19 protein-coding genes are annotated in these 20644 nt (G+C 37.1%); 14 read left to right on the top strand and 5 right to left on the bottom strand.

Annotated features, from left to right (window positions below):
• Window positions 1–16: 16 nt before the first annotated feature.
• The 3 genes from QWY88_RS07365 to QWY88_RS07355 are packed head-to-tail and all read right to left on the bottom strand — an operon-like array spanning window position 17 to window position 2914.
• Window positions 17–1180, bottom strand: coding sequence for a sensor histidine kinase (locus tag QWY88_RS07365; RefSeq protein WP_304545654.1), 1164 nt, complete (start codon window positions 1178–1180; stop codon window positions 17–19).
• Window positions 1170–1823 (bottom strand): response regulator transcription factor, encoded by a 654-nt coding sequence (locus QWY88_RS07360; RefSeq protein WP_304545652.1) that lies wholly within the window; start codon window positions 1821–1823, stop codon window positions 1170–1172. Before QWY88_RS07360 ends, QWY88_RS07365 begins: the two co-directional genes overlap by 11 nt.
• Window positions 1820–2914, bottom strand: a complete 1095-nt coding sequence (locus QWY88_RS07355) for a cache domain-containing protein (RefSeq protein ID WP_304545650.1) — start codon at window positions 2912–2914, stop codon at window positions 1820–1822. Before QWY88_RS07355 ends, QWY88_RS07360 begins: the two co-directional genes overlap by 4 nt.
• A gap of 273 nt (window positions 2915–3187) precedes the next feature.
• Between QWY88_RS07355 and QWY88_RS07350 the strand changes: the two genes are divergently transcribed.
• Entirely contained in the window at window positions 3188–5257 is a 2070-nt protein-coding gene (locus QWY88_RS07350; protein WP_304545648.1) for a molybdopterin oxidoreductase family protein, read from the top strand.
• A gap of 3 nt (window positions 5258–5260) precedes the next feature.
• On the opposite strand, the gene QWY88_RS07345 is transcribed toward QWY88_RS07350, so the two are convergent.
• A complete protein-coding gene (locus QWY88_RS07345) occupies window positions 5261–5545 on the bottom strand; it encodes a hypothetical protein (RefSeq protein ID WP_304545647.1) in 285 nt (94 codons plus the stop codon).
• Between the two features lie 91 nt (window positions 5546–5636).
• On the opposite strand from QWY88_RS07345, the gene QWY88_RS07340 reads away from it, so the two are divergent.
• The 3 genes from QWY88_RS07340 to QWY88_RS07330 all read left to right on the top strand — a co-directional run bounded on the left by QWY88_RS07340 (window position 5637) and on the right by QWY88_RS07330 (window position 7882).
• Window positions 5637–5966 carry a YraN family protein gene (locus QWY88_RS07340; protein WP_304545644.1) on the top strand — a complete coding sequence of 110 codons (330 nt, stop codon included), beginning with the start codon at window positions 5637–5639 and terminating at the stop codon, window positions 5964–5966.
• 54 nt (window positions 5967–6020) lie between these two features.
• The gene (locus tag QWY88_RS07335) at window positions 6021–6404 is read left to right on the top strand and encodes a cytochrome C (RefSeq protein ID WP_304545642.1); all 384 of its coding nucleotides are present in this window, start codon (window positions 6021–6023) and stop codon (window positions 6402–6404) included.
• A 62-nt stretch (window positions 6405–6466) separates the two neighbouring features.
• Complete coding sequence (locus QWY88_RS07330; RefSeq protein WP_304545640.1) at window positions 6467–7882, top strand: aldehyde dehydrogenase family protein; 1416 nt, start codon at window positions 6467–6469, stop codon at window positions 7880–7882.
• Here QWY88_RS07330 and QWY88_RS07325 read toward each other — a convergent pair.
• A complete protein-coding gene (locus tag QWY88_RS07325; protein ID WP_304545638.1) occupies window positions 7879–9681 on the bottom strand; it encodes a flagellar assembly protein A in 1803 nt (600 codons plus the stop codon). The genes QWY88_RS07330 and QWY88_RS07325 overlap by 4 nt on opposite strands.
• Before the next feature lie 40 nt (window positions 9682–9721).
• Here QWY88_RS07325 and QWY88_RS07320 point away from each other — a divergent pair, with 40 nt between their 5' ends.
• Genes QWY88_RS07320 through QWY88_RS07275 form a run of 10 tightly spaced genes read left to right on the top strand, consistent with a single transcriptional unit; the run spans window position 9722 to window position 20640 of the window.
• Entirely contained in the window at window positions 9722–10168 is a 447-nt protein-coding gene (locus QWY88_RS07320) for a 2-thiouracil desulfurase family protein (RefSeq protein ID WP_304545636.1), read from the top strand.
• A gap of 36 nt (window positions 10169–10204) precedes the next feature.
• Entirely contained in the window at window positions 10205–12757 is a 2553-nt protein-coding gene (gene alaS / locus QWY88_RS07315; protein ID WP_304545634.1) for an alanine--tRNA ligase, read from the top strand.
• Window positions 12757–13293, top strand: coding sequence for a hypothetical protein (locus tag QWY88_RS07310; protein WP_304545632.1), 537 nt, complete (start codon window positions 12757–12759; stop codon window positions 13291–13293). Before alaS ends, QWY88_RS07310 begins: the two co-directional genes overlap by 1 nt.
• Window positions 13283–13831 (top strand): septum formation inhibitor Maf, encoded by a 549-nt coding sequence (maf, locus tag QWY88_RS07305; RefSeq protein ID WP_304545630.1) that lies wholly within the window; start codon window positions 13283–13285, stop codon window positions 13829–13831. The genes QWY88_RS07310 and maf overlap by 11 nt, the downstream gene beginning before the upstream one ends.
• Window positions 13832–15649 carry a sensor domain-containing diguanylate cyclase gene (locus QWY88_RS07300; protein WP_304545628.1) on the top strand — a complete coding sequence of 606 codons (1818 nt, stop codon included), beginning with the start codon at window positions 13832–13834 and terminating at the stop codon, window positions 15647–15649. It abuts the gene before it with no gap.
• Window positions 15646–16752 (top strand): aminotransferase class I/II-fold pyridoxal phosphate-dependent enzyme, encoded by a 1107-nt coding sequence (locus QWY88_RS07295; RefSeq protein WP_304545626.1) that lies wholly within the window; start codon window positions 15646–15648, stop codon window positions 16750–16752. Before QWY88_RS07300 ends, QWY88_RS07295 begins: the two co-directional genes overlap by 4 nt.
• The gene (locus QWY88_RS07290; RefSeq protein WP_304545625.1) at window positions 16742–17431 is read left to right on the top strand and encodes an ATP-binding cassette domain-containing protein; all 690 of its coding nucleotides are present in this window, start codon (window positions 16742–16744) and stop codon (window positions 17429–17431) included. The genes QWY88_RS07295 and QWY88_RS07290 overlap by 11 nt, the downstream gene beginning before the upstream one ends.
• Window positions 17428–19434: a penicillin-binding protein 1A gene (locus QWY88_RS07285; protein WP_304545622.1), complete on the top strand. Its 2007-nt coding sequence runs from the start codon at window positions 17428–17430 to the stop codon at window positions 19432–19434. Before QWY88_RS07290 ends, QWY88_RS07285 begins: the two co-directional genes overlap by 4 nt.
• Window positions 19431–19913, top strand: coding sequence for a hypothetical protein (locus QWY88_RS07280; protein ID WP_304545620.1), 483 nt, complete (start codon window positions 19431–19433; stop codon window positions 19911–19913). The genes QWY88_RS07285 and QWY88_RS07280 overlap by 4 nt, the downstream gene beginning before the upstream one ends.
• Window position 19914: 1 nt before the next feature.
• Window positions 19915–20640 carry an outer membrane lipoprotein-sorting protein gene (locus QWY88_RS07275; protein WP_304545618.1) on the top strand — a complete coding sequence of 242 codons (726 nt, stop codon included), beginning with the start codon at window positions 19915–19917 and terminating at the stop codon, window positions 20638–20640.
• Window positions 20641–20644 lie beyond the last annotated feature (4 nt).

Below are 20644 nucleotides of genomic sequence, written 5' to 3'. Positions count from 1 at the left end.
TAAAATGAATGTAAAATTAGATTTTTTTATGTAGAGATGATGGAAAGATGTATCTAAAAAGGCTTCCCTTCTTCGGTGTAGAGGTGATTTGAAGCTCTATATTTTCTTCGTTAATAATAGATTTTACTATGTTTAGACCTATACCGAAACCGCCTTTGTTGTTGTTTTCTCTATAATATCTGCTAAAAATTTTTTCAACTTTTTGGATTCCTACACCGTAATCTTGAAACTCTAATATGCATGTATCGTTTTGTAGATAGAGGCGTATTTCGATTTGAGAGTTATCATAAGAGTATTTGATTGCGTTGGATATATTGTTGTCTATAAGTCTTTGTAACTGTTTATCATTCATATAAATAGTTCCGCAATCTCTTAAAGAGGAGTTAATAGTTATATCTTTCATAGCTGCTACTTCCTCGAAGTACTCTATCCTCTCTTGTAAAAACTGTTTTAGATTTAAATCTTTTTTCTCATAGTTGAGTCGCTCATGTTTGATAAGGTAATCCATATCGTTATAGATATTTGAGAGTACTTTTGTAGCGGCTTTCATTCTTCTGAGATATTTATTTTGTTCATACTTTCTGTTGTATAAGTCAATATTTACATTTATGATAGCCAGAGGGGTGTTGATCTCATGCATAGAATCTTTAATAAAAGTATCGAGTTGCTGGTTGAGTCTTTGAAAAGGTTTTGCAAAGGTTTTTAAGAAAAAGATACTTGAGATAAAAATCAAGATAACTATACTTGTCAGAATTAACAGTACTTTTTCATATACGGGTGCAAAAGAGATTGTATTGTGCAGTACGAGATAATGTGCACCGAAGTATCTCTCTTTTGGAAGTTTTACGACAAGAAAAGCCTCTTGATTGTTTAAATAATACCCTTTTTTAAAGTAAGGCATCGGTTTTTTGATGAGGGTAAATATGGGCTGAAAGTTTTCACCGTATAAACCGGAATCAAAAGTTGTAAAACGTGGATACTCAAAGTAGTCATCTGCTTGGTCATACTCTTGCATAGCTTGAATAACAAGTAAAGATTTTTTTTTCAGAGAAAGCTCATTCTGGATAGAGTAGATGTTTTTCATGTATATAGTATAGTAAACAAGCGGTGCAAGTAAAATAATACTTACAAGCGTTGTATAGATGAGTGCGTACTTTGCCGAATACTTGTTATCGTTCAATGATATATCCTAATCCACGTCTATTTTGTATGATATCTAGCGGAAGTTTCTTTTTGAGATTATTGAGTTGTACCCTAATGGTTGCAGGTTCAACATACTCACCCCATACTGCATCTTGAAACATCTGTGTAGATACAATGGCATTTTTATTTTTGATCAGTACCTCAAGAAGGTCTTTCTCTGTTTTACGTAAAACTATCTCTTCATCTTTATAGGTTAGCTTCGCTGTTTTTAAATTGTAGACGAGCTCAGGTCCCAGTTCTATAGTCGAGCCTTGATTTTGTAAATAAGAAGCTAAGGCCTGTTCTATGCGCAACTCTAACTCTTGTAAATCAAAAGGTTTTCTGATGTAATCGCAACAACCTCGTCTGTATCCCTCTTTTAAGTCGTCAATATCTGTCATCGATGTTAGGAAGATGGCCGGGATATTGATATTTTCCTCTTTTAGTTTTTTAAGGAGTTCAAAGCCGTTGATCGAAGGTACATTTACATCCAAGAGTAAAATGTCGTAGCTTTTATCGTAGACAGCATAATAGGCATCACTTCCATCGGTAAAGCCGTCCACTTCATACCCTATATCTCGTAAAAACTCCTCTATACTAATGCGGAGTGAGTATTCATCTTCTAAAAGTAAAATGTTCATTTTATTTTCCCATCTATTTTTTTAATCGTTCTTCTGTTCAACATCATCTGTATCAACTCATCTTTAGAGTATTTATCAAATTTATCGTAAGCTTCATCAAAAAATATAGCCCTGTCTTCTCTGTCGATTACATCTTTGAATTGCATAAGAGAGTTTGCAGAGTACTCTTTATAACTGTTCTCTTGATAATTCTCTTGACGAACTACGTCATATAAATTACTTCGGGTGATGTTGATAAGAAAAGAGATGTCATCTTCAGGATTTCTAAAATATTCCAGATATTTTTCCGGTAAAACAAAAACAAATCCCCCTATGGTTTGTCCGTTACCGTCTTTCATGTTTTCATAAAAGATGTAGTTGCCGTCTTTATATACTACACCGCTTAGTTTTAACTCTTTAAAGTCGATTTTTTTAAGTGTTTGGATATGGGAGTAGTTGTAGTTCCTGTTTGAGAGGATATAGTTTCCGATTGTCAGATTTTCCATCATAAGCACAGCCGAATCTGCATGTTTAATATCTAGAAAAACGTATAGATCGACACCGATACTGCTGAAAAAGTTTGTAATTTTTTTAAAAAAAGAGATAGCTTCGACATATCCTATAAATTCACCCTCTTTATAGACGGGAACAGTTGCCTTGATCCCTAAACGTCTTCCAACTTCTATGGAAGTTCTCGGTGTATCATGGGTATCGAAATATTTTAAATCGGTTCGGTAGTCTCCAATGGGCATCCCTGCATAGACATCATCCCAAGAGCGTGCAAATATATTTAATTCTTTTGTGATCACCTGCGCTCTGATTATGGAACCTGTGTTTTTTTGGATAGTTTGAGCAATGTCAAAAATAATCTGATATCCGAAATCCTCATCATCATTCTCAAGGCTGTCAATAAGAGTATGGTTTTTAGAGATCATTAACGCAACACGCAGATCTTCCATCTTCTGGTTTCTTAATTGGGTTTGCAGAGTAAGACGCATCTGATCCATAATTTTATAGATCTTTTGCTCTTTTACTTCATTTTTATAGTAAAAAAAGATGGTAACAGTAATGAAAATAATAAAAGTAAAAAGTGTTATAAATATTTTTTGCATTTTGTAATTGTATCACTAAATGTTATAAAACAATATTTTTTTAGATTTCTTAGAGATTGATTAGAGGAAAATAGCTTTTGGTTCTTAGAGGTTTACTTAAGAGAAACAATTGTAAACTTTCTAAGCTGATTGTCGGCTAAAAATATAGCGAAATATTATCTCTTTATTTTTCAGGAAAAACCCTCCGTTGGCTCAAGAGCCTAAAAATAAAGAGATAATATTTCTAAAAACCATAAAGAAAAAAAGTTTTATGGAAAGAGTATTGGGGAGAAAATGGAAAATATCGAAACTATAGATAGCGTATGTACATACTGTGGTGTAGGGTGTGATATCGCAGCAAATGTGGATACAAAAGAGAATAAGATTGTAAAGATCTTTGCTCATCCTGACGGTGTGGTTTCTCAGGGGAAACTCTGTATAAAAGGGAAGTACGGTTTTGATTTTGTTGATGCCGAAGACAGACTGAGAATACCGCGTATTCGTAAAAGCTTTTTAGAGAAAAATCCGGCGATTAAAGAGGTTGTGGCATCGGCGCTAAAAGAGTACGATGATACTTGGTATGAAACAGATTTAGATGCTGCTACTACTGCCTGTGCTATGAAGTTAAAAGAGCTTCAAGAGACGTACGGCAGAAAATCTGTCGCATCTATCGGAGGTGCTAGAACTTCGTGTGAATCTTCATACCTTTTCCAAAAGTTTACACGTCATACGCTTAACTCACCGCACGTAGATAACTGTGCTAGGGTTTGTCACTCTCCGTCGCTTAAAGGGATGCGTGCAACTATCGGTGAGGGTGCGGCAACAAACCCTTATAACGACATCTATAATGTTGAATTTATGGTTGTAATAGGCTCAAACACAACAGAAGCCCATCCGATCATTGCAAATCGTATCTTAGACGTGGCACGTGAAAACGATAACTTAGCAGTATTTGACGTACGTGAAATTAAACTCCACCGTTTTGCAAAATACAAAGCTATCATCCCTCATGAAGCGAACTTAATGGTTTTAAATATGCTTGCATATACGATTATCGATGAAGAGCTTTACGATGAGAGTTTTATAGCTGATCGTACAAAAGGGTTCTTAGAGTTTAAAGAGAAAATTTTAAATGATCCATACGCAAAACCTGAGTTCTTTGAGCAGATCGAAGGGTATGAGCATATGGGTAAAATGATCCGTAAAGTGGCTCGTGAGTATGCTCTGAAAAAATCTATGATCTTCTGGGGTCTTGGGATCACTGAGCACCTTGACGGCTCATACGCGGTAATGGCGATCACACACTTGGCACTTATGACGGGTAATGTCGGAAAAAGCGGTGCAGGTCTTATGCCTCTACGCGGACAAAATAATGTTCAGGGGACTTGTGATATGGGTATGCTTCCATATTATGATCCGGATTATCAAGAGCCTAAAGAGGTGGGGTTAATGACTCCTCAGCTTGTTGATGAGATGTTAGAGGGTCGCCTGAAAGCTGTTTTGAACATCGGTGAGGATTTAACACATATCCATCCGAACCTAAACAAAATCGACAAAGCGTTTAACGAGTTGGAACTTCTTTTTGTTCAAGAACTGTTTATGACAGATGTAGCAGAGCGTGCGGACATCGTAGTGGGTGTTAAATCTGCGTATGAAAAAACGGGTGTATATGTAAATGCGATGAGACGTTTACACCTTTCTCAACCGCTTGTAAAATCTGATCTTCCTGATGACTGGGAAGTTTTACAGATCCTTGATAACAAAATGGGCGGTTCAGCAAACTATGCAACTTCTCAAGATGTTTGGGATGAGGTGCGTGAAGTTGCGTACAGACGTTTTAGCGGAGCTGATTATCACAGACTTGAAAAACACCGTAAACGTGGACTGCAATGGCCTGTTCACACGGAAGATACACCGATCTTGCACCAGTTGGATTTCAGAACACCGGACGGTTACGGATATTTCAAATACAAACAGTATGAACCGCGTAACATGGTAGAAGAGATACTGGGTAATAAACTCAGCGGTTTTTATCTGACAACGGGAAGAACTTTAGCGCACTATAACAATGCTGCACAGACAAAACGTTCTGAAAAGTTAAACGATAGATACGACGAGGATGTTTTACTTGTAAGCGAAGCGGATGCTGAGCATTTTACTACAGAGAAAGTGATTCTTAAAAGTGAGTTCGGTGAATCTACACCGCTCACTGTAAAAATTACAGACAAGATCAAACCAAATACGCTGTTTGTAACATTCCACCATGCAAAATCAAAGATAAATAATCTCTTTGGTGATGCAAGAGATGAGCTGATCTTAACAGCTGCATTTAAGTCGATCAAAGTCGATGTAATCAAGTGCTAAAAATTATTTACCACTTTTAAAATGATAATGTTTCCAGTCAAGATGATTGGAAACATCTAACTTTTCCTCTTCAAACCATCCGGCAAAATTATTCTCTGCACATACACCAACTTGGTGGTGCAGTTTTCTAAAGCTGTTAACCTTCTCCTCTCTCGGTTGAAAATCAGTTGTAGCGTGACAACGCATACAGTGGGCATCATCCATCAACTCTTGCGGATCATCATCGCCATGTAGTTCCAGACAAAATAGGATAAGATATAATACAGTGTAGGATTTGAAGTAATTCATAGTAATCCTCCATCTCAAATAATTTTAGTATAGCGCTAACTTATAATGATTGACTTAAAGTTTTAGATTAGATAGGGGAGATTTCATCGGAATGAGTAGAGAAAAAGGTAGGGTTGCAGAGGATAAAGCGACTGTTTTTCTAGAGGAAAACGGGTATGAAATTATCGAGAGAAACTTCTATAGCCGTTTTGGTGAAATTGATATTATTGTGAGAAAAGAGAGGGTGCTCCATTTTGTTGAAGTAAAAAGCGGAGATGATTATGAGAGTGCCATTGCCAACATCACTCCGACAAAGCTTTCCCGTATTATTAAAACGGCAAATGTATATATGAAAAAGCACAATACCGAGTGTGATTTTACTTTTGATGCACTTGTTGTAACGTTAGATGAAGTAGTATTAGTTGAAAATATAACTTTATAAAGTTTTAATTATTAAAGTAGTAACATTTAGAAAAGTAATTATTAAGGATATCGTATGAAAAAACTTATGTTGGCATTGGCTTTGACTTCTGTAGCAACTTTTGCAGCTGACACGACTATTACTGCAACAATGCAATTGATGGATAGAGGTATGCAACAAGTACAAAGAGGGTTTATGTTTAACTCTAAAAGTGAGATTTTAAAAGGTATAGAAACTCTAAAAAACTCTGATGCAATATTTAAGACAGTTGATGTAACAACATTTATTCCTAATAACAACAAGGTTCGTGTTACACAAAACATTACAAATAATCTTAGTGAAGATTTAGAGGTACTGAAAAAAGCTATCGAAAATGATGAGTTTACTACGGCAACTGAGAAATACGGTAAAGTTCTTAATGATTGTGTAGCTTGTCATACAGTAATTAGAGGCTGGTAAAAATTTTTTCATTTAATTCAAAGATGGTATAATTTTTCAATTATACTTTTACGGAGAATTAGATGGAAGCAAAGATATTTTTCGGCTCACAAGCCGCTACGAAAGATACATTTAATGAACGAAAATCACCATATAACGGTGAAGTGGTTTCTAAATCTCCGATATGTGATGCCGGAGATGCAAACAAAGCACTGGAGATTGCCCAGCAAGCAGCAAAGAGTGCAAAACTCTCAACACTTTCTCAAAGATGCAACTGGCTTTTAGATGTTGTGTCAAAACTCAAAGAAGCAAAAGAAGATATTGCACAAACGATTACCGATGAGGTTGGAAAACCTATAGCATTTGCCCGTATAGAGGTGGAGAGATGTATAGAAACATTGACACTCTCGGCTGAGACTATGCGCACAATGGCTGGTGAAACGATCAATACAGACGCTATGGCTAGCGGGAAAAAGACACTCGCACTTTTTCGTCGTGAGCCTGTAGGTGTAGTAGTAGCGATTACACCTTTTAACTTTCCACTTAACTTAGTAGCTCATAAACTGGGGCCTGCACTTGTTGCCGGAAATGCCGTAGTACTTAAGCCGACTCCCGAAGCTCCTCTTACTGCCTATAAATTTGCAAAACTTTTCATTGAGAGTGAGTATGCTATCAAAGATGCTTTAAGTGTAGTGTACGGTGATGCCGAGGTTGGAAGTGCACTTATTACTTCAGATATTCCTCGTGTTGTGAGCTTTACGGGAAGCGTGCCTGTAGGGAACATTATCACTAAAAATGCAGGAATTAAAAAAGTGGGTCTTGAGCTCGGTGGAAATGCCGCGACGTTTATTGAAAAAACAGCGGATTTAAAACTAGCGGCTGAGCGTTGTGCACTCGGTGCATTTGTAAACTCGGGACAGGTATGTATCTCTTTACAGAGAATTTATGTAGATGATGCGGTATATGATGAGTTTGCAGCACTTATGGCCGAAGAGACGAAAAAACTTAAAGTGGGAAGTCCGTATGAGGATGAAACATTTATGGGACCGCTTATAGATGATGAAGCGTGTGAACGAGCAATGAACTGGGTTGAATCGGCAATAGAAGAGGGTGCCCAACCGATGTTACCGCCTCACAGAGAAGGACGACTTTTTTATCCTTGTGTAATGACAGAGGTTCATGACGATATGGCGATAGTATGTGAAGAGGTGTTTGCTCCTATCGTATCACTTGTGCGTGTAAACGGTTTTGATGATGCACTTCCGCGTATGAACAACTCGCCGTACGGTTTACAGTTCTCAGTTTTTACAAACGATCTAAGGATTACAAACCGAGCTATCGATGAACTTGATGCAGGGGGAATAGTGATCAACGATATGCCGACATTGCGTTTTGACATTCAGCCATACGGCGGTGTAAAACTAAGCGGTGTGGGACGTGAAGGTCCAAGATTTGCGATCGAAGAGATGACTGAAATTAAGTCAATTGTGATCTGCTAAGTTTTGATTACTCTGTTATTTCGCTCATCAAGTTTGAGCGAAATAACTTCAACTTGCCCTTGCGGCATAAATACAAGTTCCTTCCCATCGTCAGGGTTTACAAATATTACTTTTATATGGCCATCATAAAGTGACTTGGTTCTAATCTCAGCGTGAAGATCCTGCTCTAGTAACTTTTCAAGTTCGGCTTCCATCTGTTTTATGGACTCTTCTTTCTCTTTGAATTGATCTTCTCTCTCTTTGAACTCTTGAGATTTCCTTTTATACTCTCGAACACGAATTAGATCTTGTTTTGTTGGTGCTTTACCAGTTGACTGTGCTGCAAGTATACGTTTTTGAAATGTTTTTATTCTATCTATTTCTTGGGCGTGTTCTGCTATCTCTTTATGTAAAGCATCAAACTCCTCTTGATACTTTTTCTTTTTGTTCTTGATACCATTTTTCAAATCTTCTTTCTCTTGATGGTAAGCCTTAACTTTATCAGGATTGATCATTAAAGTGTTGTTAGAACCTCTGATACTTTTTATCTCTATAAGTTCGGAAGCTATAATTTTTGCATTGGAAACGAGTTCATCAATATATATTTTAGGGGCAATCAGTTCCCCACCGACAACTTTTTTAACATGAATCGATTTGTGAGCTGTTATTTTTCCTGTTTCAAGTATCTCGATTTCGGCATGATTAGCCGTAAGATCACCCCTGTGAAGTTTGATATTTGCTTTCTCTTCAACTGTAAAAGTTGCTCTTTTATGTGTTTGTGCATCAATGTTTACACTTTTGGCAGCTACATTTACGTTTGAGCCTATGCTTCCATTTACATGTAAATCTTTTACATCAACTTTTAATCCCTCTCCGATCGCATCATCATACGCTTCTTTATTGTGCCTTATCTCAACACTGATCTCATCTTTTAGCTCTTTTGCATCCAGGTGTCCCGTCGACTTATAATCAGCCCCTTCGAGTTTTAGCATTTTAGAGATTTTCAGTGTCTTGTCGTCATATTCGACAAAACCGTTATCGTTTGCATAAAATTCCAGAAATCTATCGTTTTCTTTGAGAATAACACTCTCATCCATCTCCGGTATAGTAAAGTTCTGAGCTAGCTTTTCAGGGATATATTTCCCTTCACAAGAGCGTCCGCCGCTACCGTTTAGAGGTTTTTTATAACGGAGGATTAACTCCCCTTTTTTTATTCCGTCTATATAGTTTCTTTGCTCATCTTGTTGATATGATAAGTAGACTTTTTGTAGCTCTCCGTCATTACCGTCAATCGGTTCAATCCCTTTTGCTACAACAAATTTTACATCTTTTGTCAGTTTTTTACCGTAAGGGAGAATTTTTACCAATTTTTCTAACTGTTTTTCTAGACCTTCTTCAAAAATATCTATTAAAAAGCCTGTGGCAAGTTTTTTGTGACGGATCTGTGTTAAAAGTTTTTCAGAAAGTGTGTCATCTTTGTTAAAGATACTTCCCGCTTTTATAATTGCTATCACTTTTGTTTTTTGTTTGTTTGCAGCTAGTGTTATTTTATAAGAGTTTATATCTAGGTCAGAAGGGAATATTTTAATATCGTAGCGTTGATAGATCCTTGCATCTTTGTCAAGTAAAATCTCTTGATCTATCTCGGCAGGATTTTCTACAATGAGATCATCTTTAATATCTTTACGTCGAACAAGTGTTTCATACTTTTCAAGAGTAAAATCAATATCTTTTATGTTAATATTTTTCTGTTGAGTATAGTTCTTGAGAGTTTTTGGTATCGATACTGTCTTTTTAGTAAAAGGTGCAAAAGAAATCATTTCAAGATAATAGCAAAAAAAATATCTATTAGGTGTAAAAATGAGAAAAAAAGTGATCATCTCTGCGTGTTTGTTAGGGGAGTTTTGCCGTTATGACGGAAAAACAAAAAAATATGATGAGTTATTGGAATATTTTAAAGAGTACGAGATTATCCCTTTTTGTCCCGAAGCGCCACTTTTTGGAACTCCCAGAGAGCGTATTAATGTGATGCTTATAGATGGAAAAAAGAGGATCGTAACAGATGAGACAAATAAAGACGTGACACAACTTTTAGAAGATGAGATACTCTCATTTATTGAAAAAAATCAAGATGCAGATGCGATAGTTTTAAAATCAAAATCCCCCTCTTGCGGATATAAAACGACACCTGTTTTAGATCAAAAAAAAGAGATACTTAAGTATGAAAACGGGATAGCAGCAGACTTATTTCAAAGCCACTATAAAGCCCTAAAAATCAAAGATGAGCTAACTTTTAGCGATTTTTAGATATAATCGCATAATTTTACAAGAAGAGATATATTGATGGATATTAGAGAAGAGTTTCTTAAGTTTTTTGAATCAAAACAACACGATAGAGTAGCTTCTGCGCCTTTAGTGCCAGATGATGCTACACTGCTTTTTAACAATGCAGGAATGGTACCGTTTAAAACTATTTTTACAGGTGAAATACCAACACCTGAAAACCCTCGTGCAACTTCATGCCAAACTTGTATCCGTGCGGGTGGAAAACACAACGACCTTGAAAATGTTGGACACACTGCGCGTCACCACACTTTTTTCGAAATGCTTGGTAACTTTAGTTTTGGTGATTACTTCAAAGAGGAAGCTATTTCACATGCTTGGGAATTTATCACTGAAGTTCTAGAACTTCCGATCGAAAAGTTATGGGTGACTGTTCATGAGAGTGATGATGAAGCCGAAGCGATTTGGATGAAGTATGTAGCAAAAGATCGCATTATGCGTCTTGGTGACAAAGACAATTTCTGGTCAATGGGTGATACGGGTCCGTGTGGTCCATGTAGTGAGATCTTTTACGATCAAGGTGCTGAACACTTTAGCGGTCCAGAGGACTATATGGGTGGTGATGGTGACAGATTTTTAGAGATCTGGAACCTTGTTTTCATGCAGTATGAGGTAAAAGTTGCAGGTGGTGAGAGAATTCCATTAGCAAAACCTTCGATCGATACCGGTATGGGACTAGAGCGTGTAGTTGCTATCAAAGAGGGTGCACTTTCAAATTACGGTTCATCTCTGTTTATGCCGTTAATCCGCAAAGTAGAAGAGCTTATTTCAAAAGAATACACGTATGCAACGGGTGCGAGTTATCGTGTTATTGCTGATCATATCAGAACGACTCTGTTCTTACTTGCTCAGGGTGTAAACTTCTCAAACGAAGGACGTGGTTATGTACTTCGCCGTATCCTTCGTCGTGCAGTAAGACACGGGTATCTTTTAGGATTCCGTGAGCCGTTTATGTACAAAATCGTAGATACCCTTGTAAGCATTATGCATGGACAGTATGAGTATTTGGCAGAAAAAGCTGATGCAGTAAAAGAACAGATCGAACTTGAAGAAGCAAGATTTTTCAAAACTATTGAGAATGGAATTGCACTTTTTGAAAAAGAACTTGATAATACTAAAGATGTGTTCTCAGGTGAGGTTGCATTTAAACTTTACGATACTTTCGGTTTCCCGTTAGACTTAACTGAAGATATGCTTCGTGAAAAAGGTTTAGGATTAGATGCCCAAAAATTTGAAGCACTTATGACTGAGCAGAAACAACTTGGAAAAGCGAATTGGAAAGGAAGCGGTGATGCAGCAGCACACGGTGACTTTAAAGAACTTATAGAAGAGTTTGGCGAAAATGTATTTGTTGGATATGACTTTACAGAACATTCTGGAGAAGTAAAAGCACTTTTAAATGAAGCGTACAAAAAAGTTGACACGCTTAAAGCGGGTGAAAAAGGTTGGGTATATCTTGACATCACTCCATTTTATGCTGAAAGCGGTGGGCAGACGGGAGACTCTGGTGAGCTAGAAGGTTTTGCAAAAGTTTTAGACACTAAAAAATTCTTTGAATTAAATCTTTCAGAGATTGAAGTGACAAAAGATCTAAGTGTTGGAACTGTAGTTGATTCTCATGTAGATATTTCAAGAAATGAGATCATCAAACACCATTCGGCAACACACCTTTTACACGCAGTTCTTTATGATGTACTTGGTGACCATATTGCACAAGCTGGATCACTTAATGAAGCAAACCGTTTACGTTTTGACTTTTCACACCCTAAAGCTGTGACTGCTGAAGAACTCACTGAAATTGAAGCACGTGTAAATGCACTTGTTTCTCGTGGCATTGAGAGAAAAACTGAAGTTCTGCCGATCGAAGAAGCAAAACATTCAGGTGCAAAAAGCCAGTTTGGTGAGAAGTATGGTGATGAGGTTCGCGTTGTAAGCTTTGAGAAAGCAAGTGTTGAGTTCTGTGGTGGTGTTCACGTTGACAACACTGCAAACATCGGAAGTTTCATCATCACTAAAGAGAGTGGTGTAAGTGCGGGAGTTAGACGTATTGAAGCTGTATGTGGAAAAGCTGCATACGATTACTTCTGTGAACAAAGAACTCTACTCAAACAAGTAGAAACTGAAGTGAAAAACCTTGATGTTCTTGCAGGTATTAACAGACTTAAATCGACTATAGAAGAGTTGAAAGTTGAAGTTAAAGAGGCTCAAGAATCTGCAAAAGTTGAAATCAAAGTAAATGAGATTAACGGTGTAGCTGTAGTTGTTGAAGAGCTTCCAAGCGGTGACATTAAAGAAAAAATCGATGAGCTTAAAAATCAACACGATAAAGTTGCTGCAATGCTTTTCCAAGTAAAAGGGGATAAAGTTTTAATTGCTGCGGGTATCAAAGATTGTGATGCTAAAGCAGGTGACTGGATCAAACAAATTGCACCGATACTTGGTGGTGGCGGCGGCGGCCGTCCTGACTTTGCTCAAGCGGGTGGAAAAGATAAAACAAAACTTCCTGAAGCGAAAGAAGCATCTTTACAATATATTCAAGAGGTACTTAACTAATGAAAGATTTTCTGGTACAACTTTTTGCGGAATATAAAACAATTATTGTTTTTTTACACGTAATCAGTGCAGTTGTATGGGTTGGTGGTATGATCGCGATGCGATATGCTGCTCATTACTCATTTGCTCAAATTGAGTCACCGCTTCACAGAATGCAAAGAAGTGCACATGCCTTAAAGAGATTATTTACAATAGTTTCTCCGTTTGTATTTATCTTAATTATTACGGCTGTTATTATGGCTGTGGGCTTAGGCTTTCGTGCGGCAGCTGTTGATGCAAGCGGTAATGTAATTGATGACTATGCAATGTATATCTATAACCTTGTACATGTGAAAGAGGTTATTTGGATGGTAATGGCAGTGAATCTTTTAGCTATGATTTTAAGACGTAACAAAGCACAAAAACTTTTAGATGCAGGTGACAGTGCAGGTGCTAAAAAAGCTTTAGAACTTATCGGAAAATATATGGTTCCTTTAAATATTATTTTAGGAGTTATCGCTATATTCTTAGGAGTTACCCTTAGAAATGCGTATTAGACTTGCTTCTTCATCTGAGACTCGTGCACTTTTACTGCAAAATGCAGAGATAGACTTTATTCAAGAGAGTGTAGAGTTTGATGAAGAGAGCATAGTTGCAACCTCTCCAAAAAACTTCGTATATCAGGCAACACTTGGAAAGTATGAAGCAAATCTCAAAGCTTTTGGGATTAATGATTATCCACTTTTAGTTGCCGATACCGTTGTTACCTCACAAAACCAAATTCTTCGAAAAGCAAAATGTAAAGATGATGCTCGTAATATTTTACTAACGCAAAGTGGAAATATTACAAGTATTATCACTTGCATGATCTACCATTCACAAACAAAGAAGATAGTAGATATCTCTAAAACAGATTATATCTTTGATGAGTTTGATCATGATGATTTAGAGAGTTATTTAGAAAGCGGCATGTGGCGTGGAAAAGCGGGCGGCTGTATGGTAGAAGGGTTTTGCAAGTCGTATATTAAAGATGTACGCGGGTATGAAAGTACTGCAATGGGACTCAGTGTAGAAGTGCTCAAGAGGTTTATGTAGATGAATATTTTCAACAACCGTAAGATCTATATATTCTTAGCAAGTTTTATCTCTATTTTAATGGTAGCTTCGTATTACTACTTTGATTTTGTAAATGCTAAAAAACATGAGATGCAAGAAGAGAATTACAAGCATCAAGCAACAAGTATGCAGTCTCGTGTAGCTCAGATGATTTACGAAAAACAAAAAGCTACTTTAGCAATTGCTTTAGTGCTCTCTCAAGATCAACGTCTAATTGAAGAGATAAAGCACAGAAAAGTTCATAGACAATATTATAAAGAGTTAGTAAAAAAATTAAAACAAGATACAGAGTATAAAAACATATGGTTCAATATAATAGATAAAGATTTAAACTCAGTATATAGAAGCTGGACCAATAGACGCGGAGATGACTTAACAAATGTAAGAGCTGATCTTGCAGAGGTTCTAAAAACAAAAAAAGTTCTCTATACAATAAGTTCTGGAAAGTTTACTGTTGCGATTAAGGCAATAGTGCCAATAATGGAATCAAATCGTGTAGTTGGTATACTTGAGCTGATTTCACACTTTAACTCTATAGAAAAAGGTCTTAAAAAATCTAAGATAGATTCTGTAGTTATGCTAAATAAAAAACATACTCAAAAACTGCAGTATCCTTTCACCGAAACCTTTTTAGAGGGGTATTACATCGCAAACTTTGATGTTCCAAAAGAGAAACTGGAGTATCTGCAACGCGAGGGGGTAGAGAACTATTTCTCTACTGGGTATAAGATTGAAAACGGTTACATGATAGTATCTTATCCAATAGTTGATTTTAACAAAGAGACTCTTGGGTACTATATAATGTTTCAAAAGTTGGCGGATATATCTACCGATGATGAAGAGTTTTTCATCTTTAAGTGGGTAGCAATCGGATTTATCTTTATCCTTATCTTAGCAGGTATGGTAAATCTTGTACTTTTTTATCTTTTAGCACGTCAAAAATCTTATATAAAAAATATTATAGACTCTTCAACAAATATAGTTGTTATAAACGACAAAAACAGAATTATAGATGTTAATCAAACATTTTTTAAGTACTTCTCAAAAGAGAAGGATATTGACGAGTTTAAAGATAGATACGGGTGTATATGTGAACTTTTTGTACATGAAGAGGGATATATAACGAGATATATGGACGGCGAATTATGGATCGATTACATCCTGAACAATCCTGAAAAAAGAAACAAGGTTAAAATCAATTATAACAATCAAAGCTACTATTTTACGGTAGGTGTTTCACTGGTTTCTGAAGAGAAAGGGTACTACAGTGCTATTTTTTCCGATGTAACCAATGAAGAGATGTATAAAATAAAATTGGAAAAATTAACTATTACGGATTCATTGACAAATATTGGTAACAGACGCTTTTACAAAACAAAAATTGAAGAGACCATCTCCCTTGCAAAACGTTACAAGTTCCCTATAGCAGTTATTATGATAGATATAGATCATTTTAAACGAGTGAACGATAAACACGGTCACGGTGTCGGGGATAATGTACTGATTGAGTACACAAAACTGATCTCTACAATGATTAGAGAGGCAGACATCTTTTGTAGAATGGGCGGTGAAGAGTTTGTGATTATCGTCCCGTATGCAGATGCTCAAAAAGGTGCAAAGTTAGCAGAAAAAGTAAGAAAAAAAGTAGCTGAACATAAAGTAGTGTTACCGATTACTATGAGTTTCGGTGTAACCGAATATATCCTAGGTGAAGATTCGGATCATCTTTTAACCAGAGCGGATGAAGCACTTTATCAAGCAAAAGCAAACGGTAGAAATCAAGTAGTAACCAGATGAATTTTTATAGCAACGAAATAAAAGCGTTAAAAAAGTCGGGGCGTTTTCGTACACGTGAAGTTTTAGATTATAAGATAAAAGATTTTGCCTCAAATGATTATCTGGGACTAGCTCACAATAAAGAGCTGCACCGCAAAACTGTAGAGGTTTTAAATGAGTTAGATCTCCATAGTTCAAAAGCTTCCCTTTTAGTAAACGGTTATCATCAGATACATAAAGATTTTGAAGATGAGTTGTGCAGCATAAACGGTTTTGAAGCGGGCGTTGTTTTAGGCAGCGGCTTTAATGCAAATATCGCCTTGATCGAGTCTTTGGTACGAAAAGGTGACAAGCTTTTTATGGATGAGCTCTATCACGCTTCAGGAGTGCTTGCTACAAACCTTGAACATGTAGATGTCACTTTTTTCAAACACAACGATATGGATGAATTGGAGAATTTACTCAAAAATTCAGATGCAAAAAGAAACATCGTAGCGGTTGAGGGGATCTACTCTATGGACGGCGATCTGTGTTCAAAAGAGGTTTTTGCACTTTGTGACCGATATGAAGCTATTTTAATTGTAGATGAAGCACATAGCAGCGGCATTGTCGGCAAAAAACTTATGGGTGTGTATGACCTTTACGATATTGAGATCAAACCAAACCATATTAAAATGGGGACACTCGGCAAAGCGTACGGAAGTTTCGGTGCGTATATTTTATCCTCTGCACATATTAACGAGTATCTCATCAACCGTGCAAAGCCTATCATCTATGCTACATCTTTATCTCTGTACGATACGCTGCTCGGGCATAATGCACTGAAATATATTATAGAGAATAAAGAGCTCTTAAGAGAGGAGATCAGCAAAAGACAGGCGATCATAAAAAAAGAGCTTGACTTAAAGATGGAGGGGCTAATTGCACCGATAGTTATCGGGGATAACCGTAAGGTGCTAGAGATCAAAAACAAACTCTTTGAGCAGGGTTACAGCATTGGCGCTATCCGTCAGCCGACGGTTCCAAGCGCAATTTTGAGGGTGATCGCACGACTTGGTGAAAGTTGTGAAGATTTAACCCTGTTATCTCAAATGATATCTCAAGAGGTGCATCTTGAAAATTAATAAGCTTGAGATAAAACATAAGGGTGATACTTTGGTAGATATCGCATTTGAGGTGAAAAACTCTTTAGCCCTTGTGGGACAAAGCGGAAGCGGAAAAAGTTTAACACTCAAATCACTTTTAGATATGTTACCTGATTCTATGGAGTTAAACATAAAAGTGGACAGTGCGATCAAACTGGGACGTAACGGGGATGTGAGTTTAGTTGTACAAAACCCTTTTACGGCACTCTCTCCCCTTACAAAAATAAAAAAACAGTTCTTTGTTCCTCATAAAAGGATAGAGCAGCTTTTTGATGAGTTGGGACTGGAACTTGCACTCTTAGAGAGATACCCTCCCGAACTTTCAGGCGGGCAGCTTCAAAGAGTTGTAATAGCTATAGCAATCTCTCAAAAGCCAAAGCTCTTACTGCTTGATGAACCGACAACTGCACTTGATCCGCAGACACGAATTAACATTATAGAGCTTCTAAAAGAGTTACAAAAAAAAGAGGGTTTTAAGATGCTCTTTGTAACACACGACATCGCTTCAGCGCAGTCACTTTGTGAAGATATCTGTGTAATCAAGTTGGGGAAGTTAGTTGAATGTGGTACAATGGCTAGTATAATTAACGATCCTCAAAATGAATATACAAAAACATTGATTGAAGCAAATTTTGCAAATAGGAAATATAGAGAATGATAAAAAAAATAATAATTACACTTTTTATTTTAGGATTATTATCACCATTTATAGTGTTTGGTTATTTTTATATTAAATTTGATTACGACGTTTCTGCGTTAGTTGATTATAACCCCTCAGTTACTACTCGTATCTACGATAAAGACGGGGAAAAAATAGCAAATATTTTTGATACAAAACACCGTTACTATGCACCGTTTGATGAGATTCCGCCGCGTGTAGTTGAAGCTTTGGTAGCCATAGAAGATACTACGTTTTTTGAGCATCCCGGAATTAATATCGATGCAATTTTTCGTGCAGCACTTAAAGTGATCAAAGCGGGGCATGCTGTTGAGGGTGCAAGTACGATCACGCAGCAGCTTGTTAAAAACGTTCTTTTAACACGTGAGAAAAAACTCTCCCGTAAGATCAAAGAGGCTATCTATGCGATCAAGATAGAAAAACTACTTACAAAAGAGCAGATTTTAGAGCGCTACTTAAACGAGATCTATTACGGGCACGGATATTACGGAATTAAAACGGCGGCTGACGGTTACTTTCATAAAAAACTGAGTGAATTAACACTTAAAGAGGTAGCTATCCTTGTCGGACTTCCAAAAGCTCCTTCATCATATGCACCGACAAAAAACTATGAGATCTCTATGGGGCGTGCAAACAGAGTTATTAACAGAATGCACGTACTGGGCTGGATAGACGATAGTGCTTACGAAAAAGCAATTGCAGAAAATCCAAAAGTATACGATGATACATTGACACAAAACAAAGCACCTTTTATTGTTGACGAGGTGGCTCGCAGAATGCATGCGATGGGATACAAAGATTTTAAAACAGGCGGTTATGAGATCTACACATCAATTGATCTAAAACTTCAAGATGCGGCAAGAGAATCATTGAAATATGCCTATGACAGATTTTTAACTAGGGTTGAAAAGTACAAAGAAAAAGAGGAAAAAGATATTAAAGCACTTCAAGAGCTTGATCCTGAGATTTTACTTGCAAAAGATATCAATTTGTCTAAAGTAAACGGAGCTATCGTTTCAATAGAACCAAGTACGGGAGATGTTTTAGCAATGGTTGGATCGGTTGACTACACTGTCTCTTCATACAACCGTGCTACACAGGGAAAACGTCAGCCTGGTTCTGCATTTAAACCTTTTATCTATCAAGTTGCCATCAATCTTGGATACTCGGGAGCAACAGAGTTAGTCGACATCGCAAAAACATATGATTATGAAAAAGACGGTGAGGAGATGAAGTGGCAGCCTAAAAACTATGAAAAAAATTATAAAGGGTTAATTCCACTTAGAGAAGCATTGATCCACTCAAGAAACCTTGCAACTATTAACCTTGTAAACGACATCGGCTTGCCGCAGTTGATAAGAGAGCTGAAAAAGTTTAACATCAAGCATCTTCCAAACGATCTCTCAATCTCGCTTGGGACAATGTCGGTATCACCTTTAGAGCTTGCAAAATACTATACATCTTTTTCAAATTACGGGACACAGGTGCAAACGCACCTGATCAGTTCTATCTATAAAGATGAAAAAAAGATCTACCAAAAAGAGGATCAAAGAGAGGAGATCTCTCCTGCCTCGCAGGCGTTTATTATGACAACTATCCTTCGTGATGTTGTTCAGCGCGGTACGGGTAGGGGTGCAAGAGTCAGAGGAATCGAATTGGCCGGAAAAACAGGGACTACAAACTCTAATGTCGATGGATGGTTTGCTGGATATTCACCGACGATTGAAACAATCGTATGGTTTGGAAACGACGATAATACACCTATGTACAGAAGAGAAACAGGGGGTAGGATAGCAGCTCCTGCTTTCTCACATTTTTATCGTCAAGTTTTAAAGATATATCCGCAAATAAAAAGAGAGTTTGATATCCCTGAAGGTGTACGTGAAGTAACCATTGACGGTGAAAAAGAGTACTTTAGCGATATCTCAAAACCACCAAAAGCAGAAGTTCATTCTGATGCTGCAGAGGAGTTATTATTTTGATAAGAGTTGTATTTTTATTTTCATTATTGGCTACATTGGTAAGTGGGGATGTCTTTACAAAAGGAAAGACTAATCTGAACTTTTTAGTAGGTTCGGGAGATACTTATAACCGCAGCTACGGAATAGTAGGTGTTGGAGCAGAGTATTGTGTTGTAGATAATCTTGCCGTGGGTGTTAACTATAGAGCATGGCTTGGTGCAGAACCAACGTTTAATGAACTCTCTTTACGCGGAGATTATTATATTTCACTCGATAGAAAACTAAGACCCTATCTCGGAGGTTTTGTGAAACAAACTTTTGTAAACAGCTCGATGTATGAGGATTTTACATCGTACGGTTTTAGAGGAGGTTTAAGTGTTATAACAAGTAAAAACACTTACATCTCATTTGGCTATACGGTAGAGTACTATGACACTTGTGAGCCATTGGAGCAATGTTACAGAAAATATCCTGAGCTAACGGTAGGACTCTCTTTCTAAGATGAAATCTCTACTGTTTCTAAGCCTTTCTTTCTTTTTCTTGTTTGGCGATGAAGCGGCAGATATTGTTAAAAAACTCGATGAAAATCTGAGGGGAAGCACTATCTATATAGAGCTTACTATGAAAGTAGTTTCATCGGGGCATGAAAGGGTGATCAAGTTAGAGAACTATGCGCAAGGAAGTGAAAAAAGTTTTGTCAAGATCACTTACCCGCCCCGCGATCGAGGGATCACTTTTTTAAGCTTAGATAATCAGATGTGGCAGTATGTCCCTAAAATCGAGAGGGTTATAAAAATACCGCCATCTATGATGTTGCAAAAATGGATGGGGAGCGATATCAGCAATGACGATATCGTAAAACAAAGCTCCCTTGTTGAAGATTACAATCCCAAGATCATCAATAAAAAAGAGAATATTGTGACCCTTCAACTTACTCCGAAAGAGGATGCAGCGGTTGTTTGGGGAAAGATAGATTTAGAGATTGACCTAAATACCTACACTTCCCAAAAAGACACCTACTACGATGAAGATGGAAAAATTGTACGTTTTTTTATCTATAGAGATGTCCAAAAGTACGGGAAATATTACATCCCTTTGTATTGGAGGGTAGAGCCGTATGACAAAGAGGGACAATATACGGAGATAACACTGCAAAAAGTACAATATGATATAGATATCCCCCATGAATACTTTCAAAAAAGTGCACTTAAGAGATTTTCTAGATAAAGAG

Source organism: Sulfurimonas sp. hsl 1-7 (assembly GCF_030577135.1).
Lineage (GTDB): Bacteria > Campylobacterota > Campylobacteria > Campylobacterales > Sulfurimonadaceae > Sulfurimonas > Sulfurimonas microaerophilus.
Note: the sequence above shows the minus strand (reverse complement) of the source record. Positions and strands in the feature narration are given on the sequence as shown.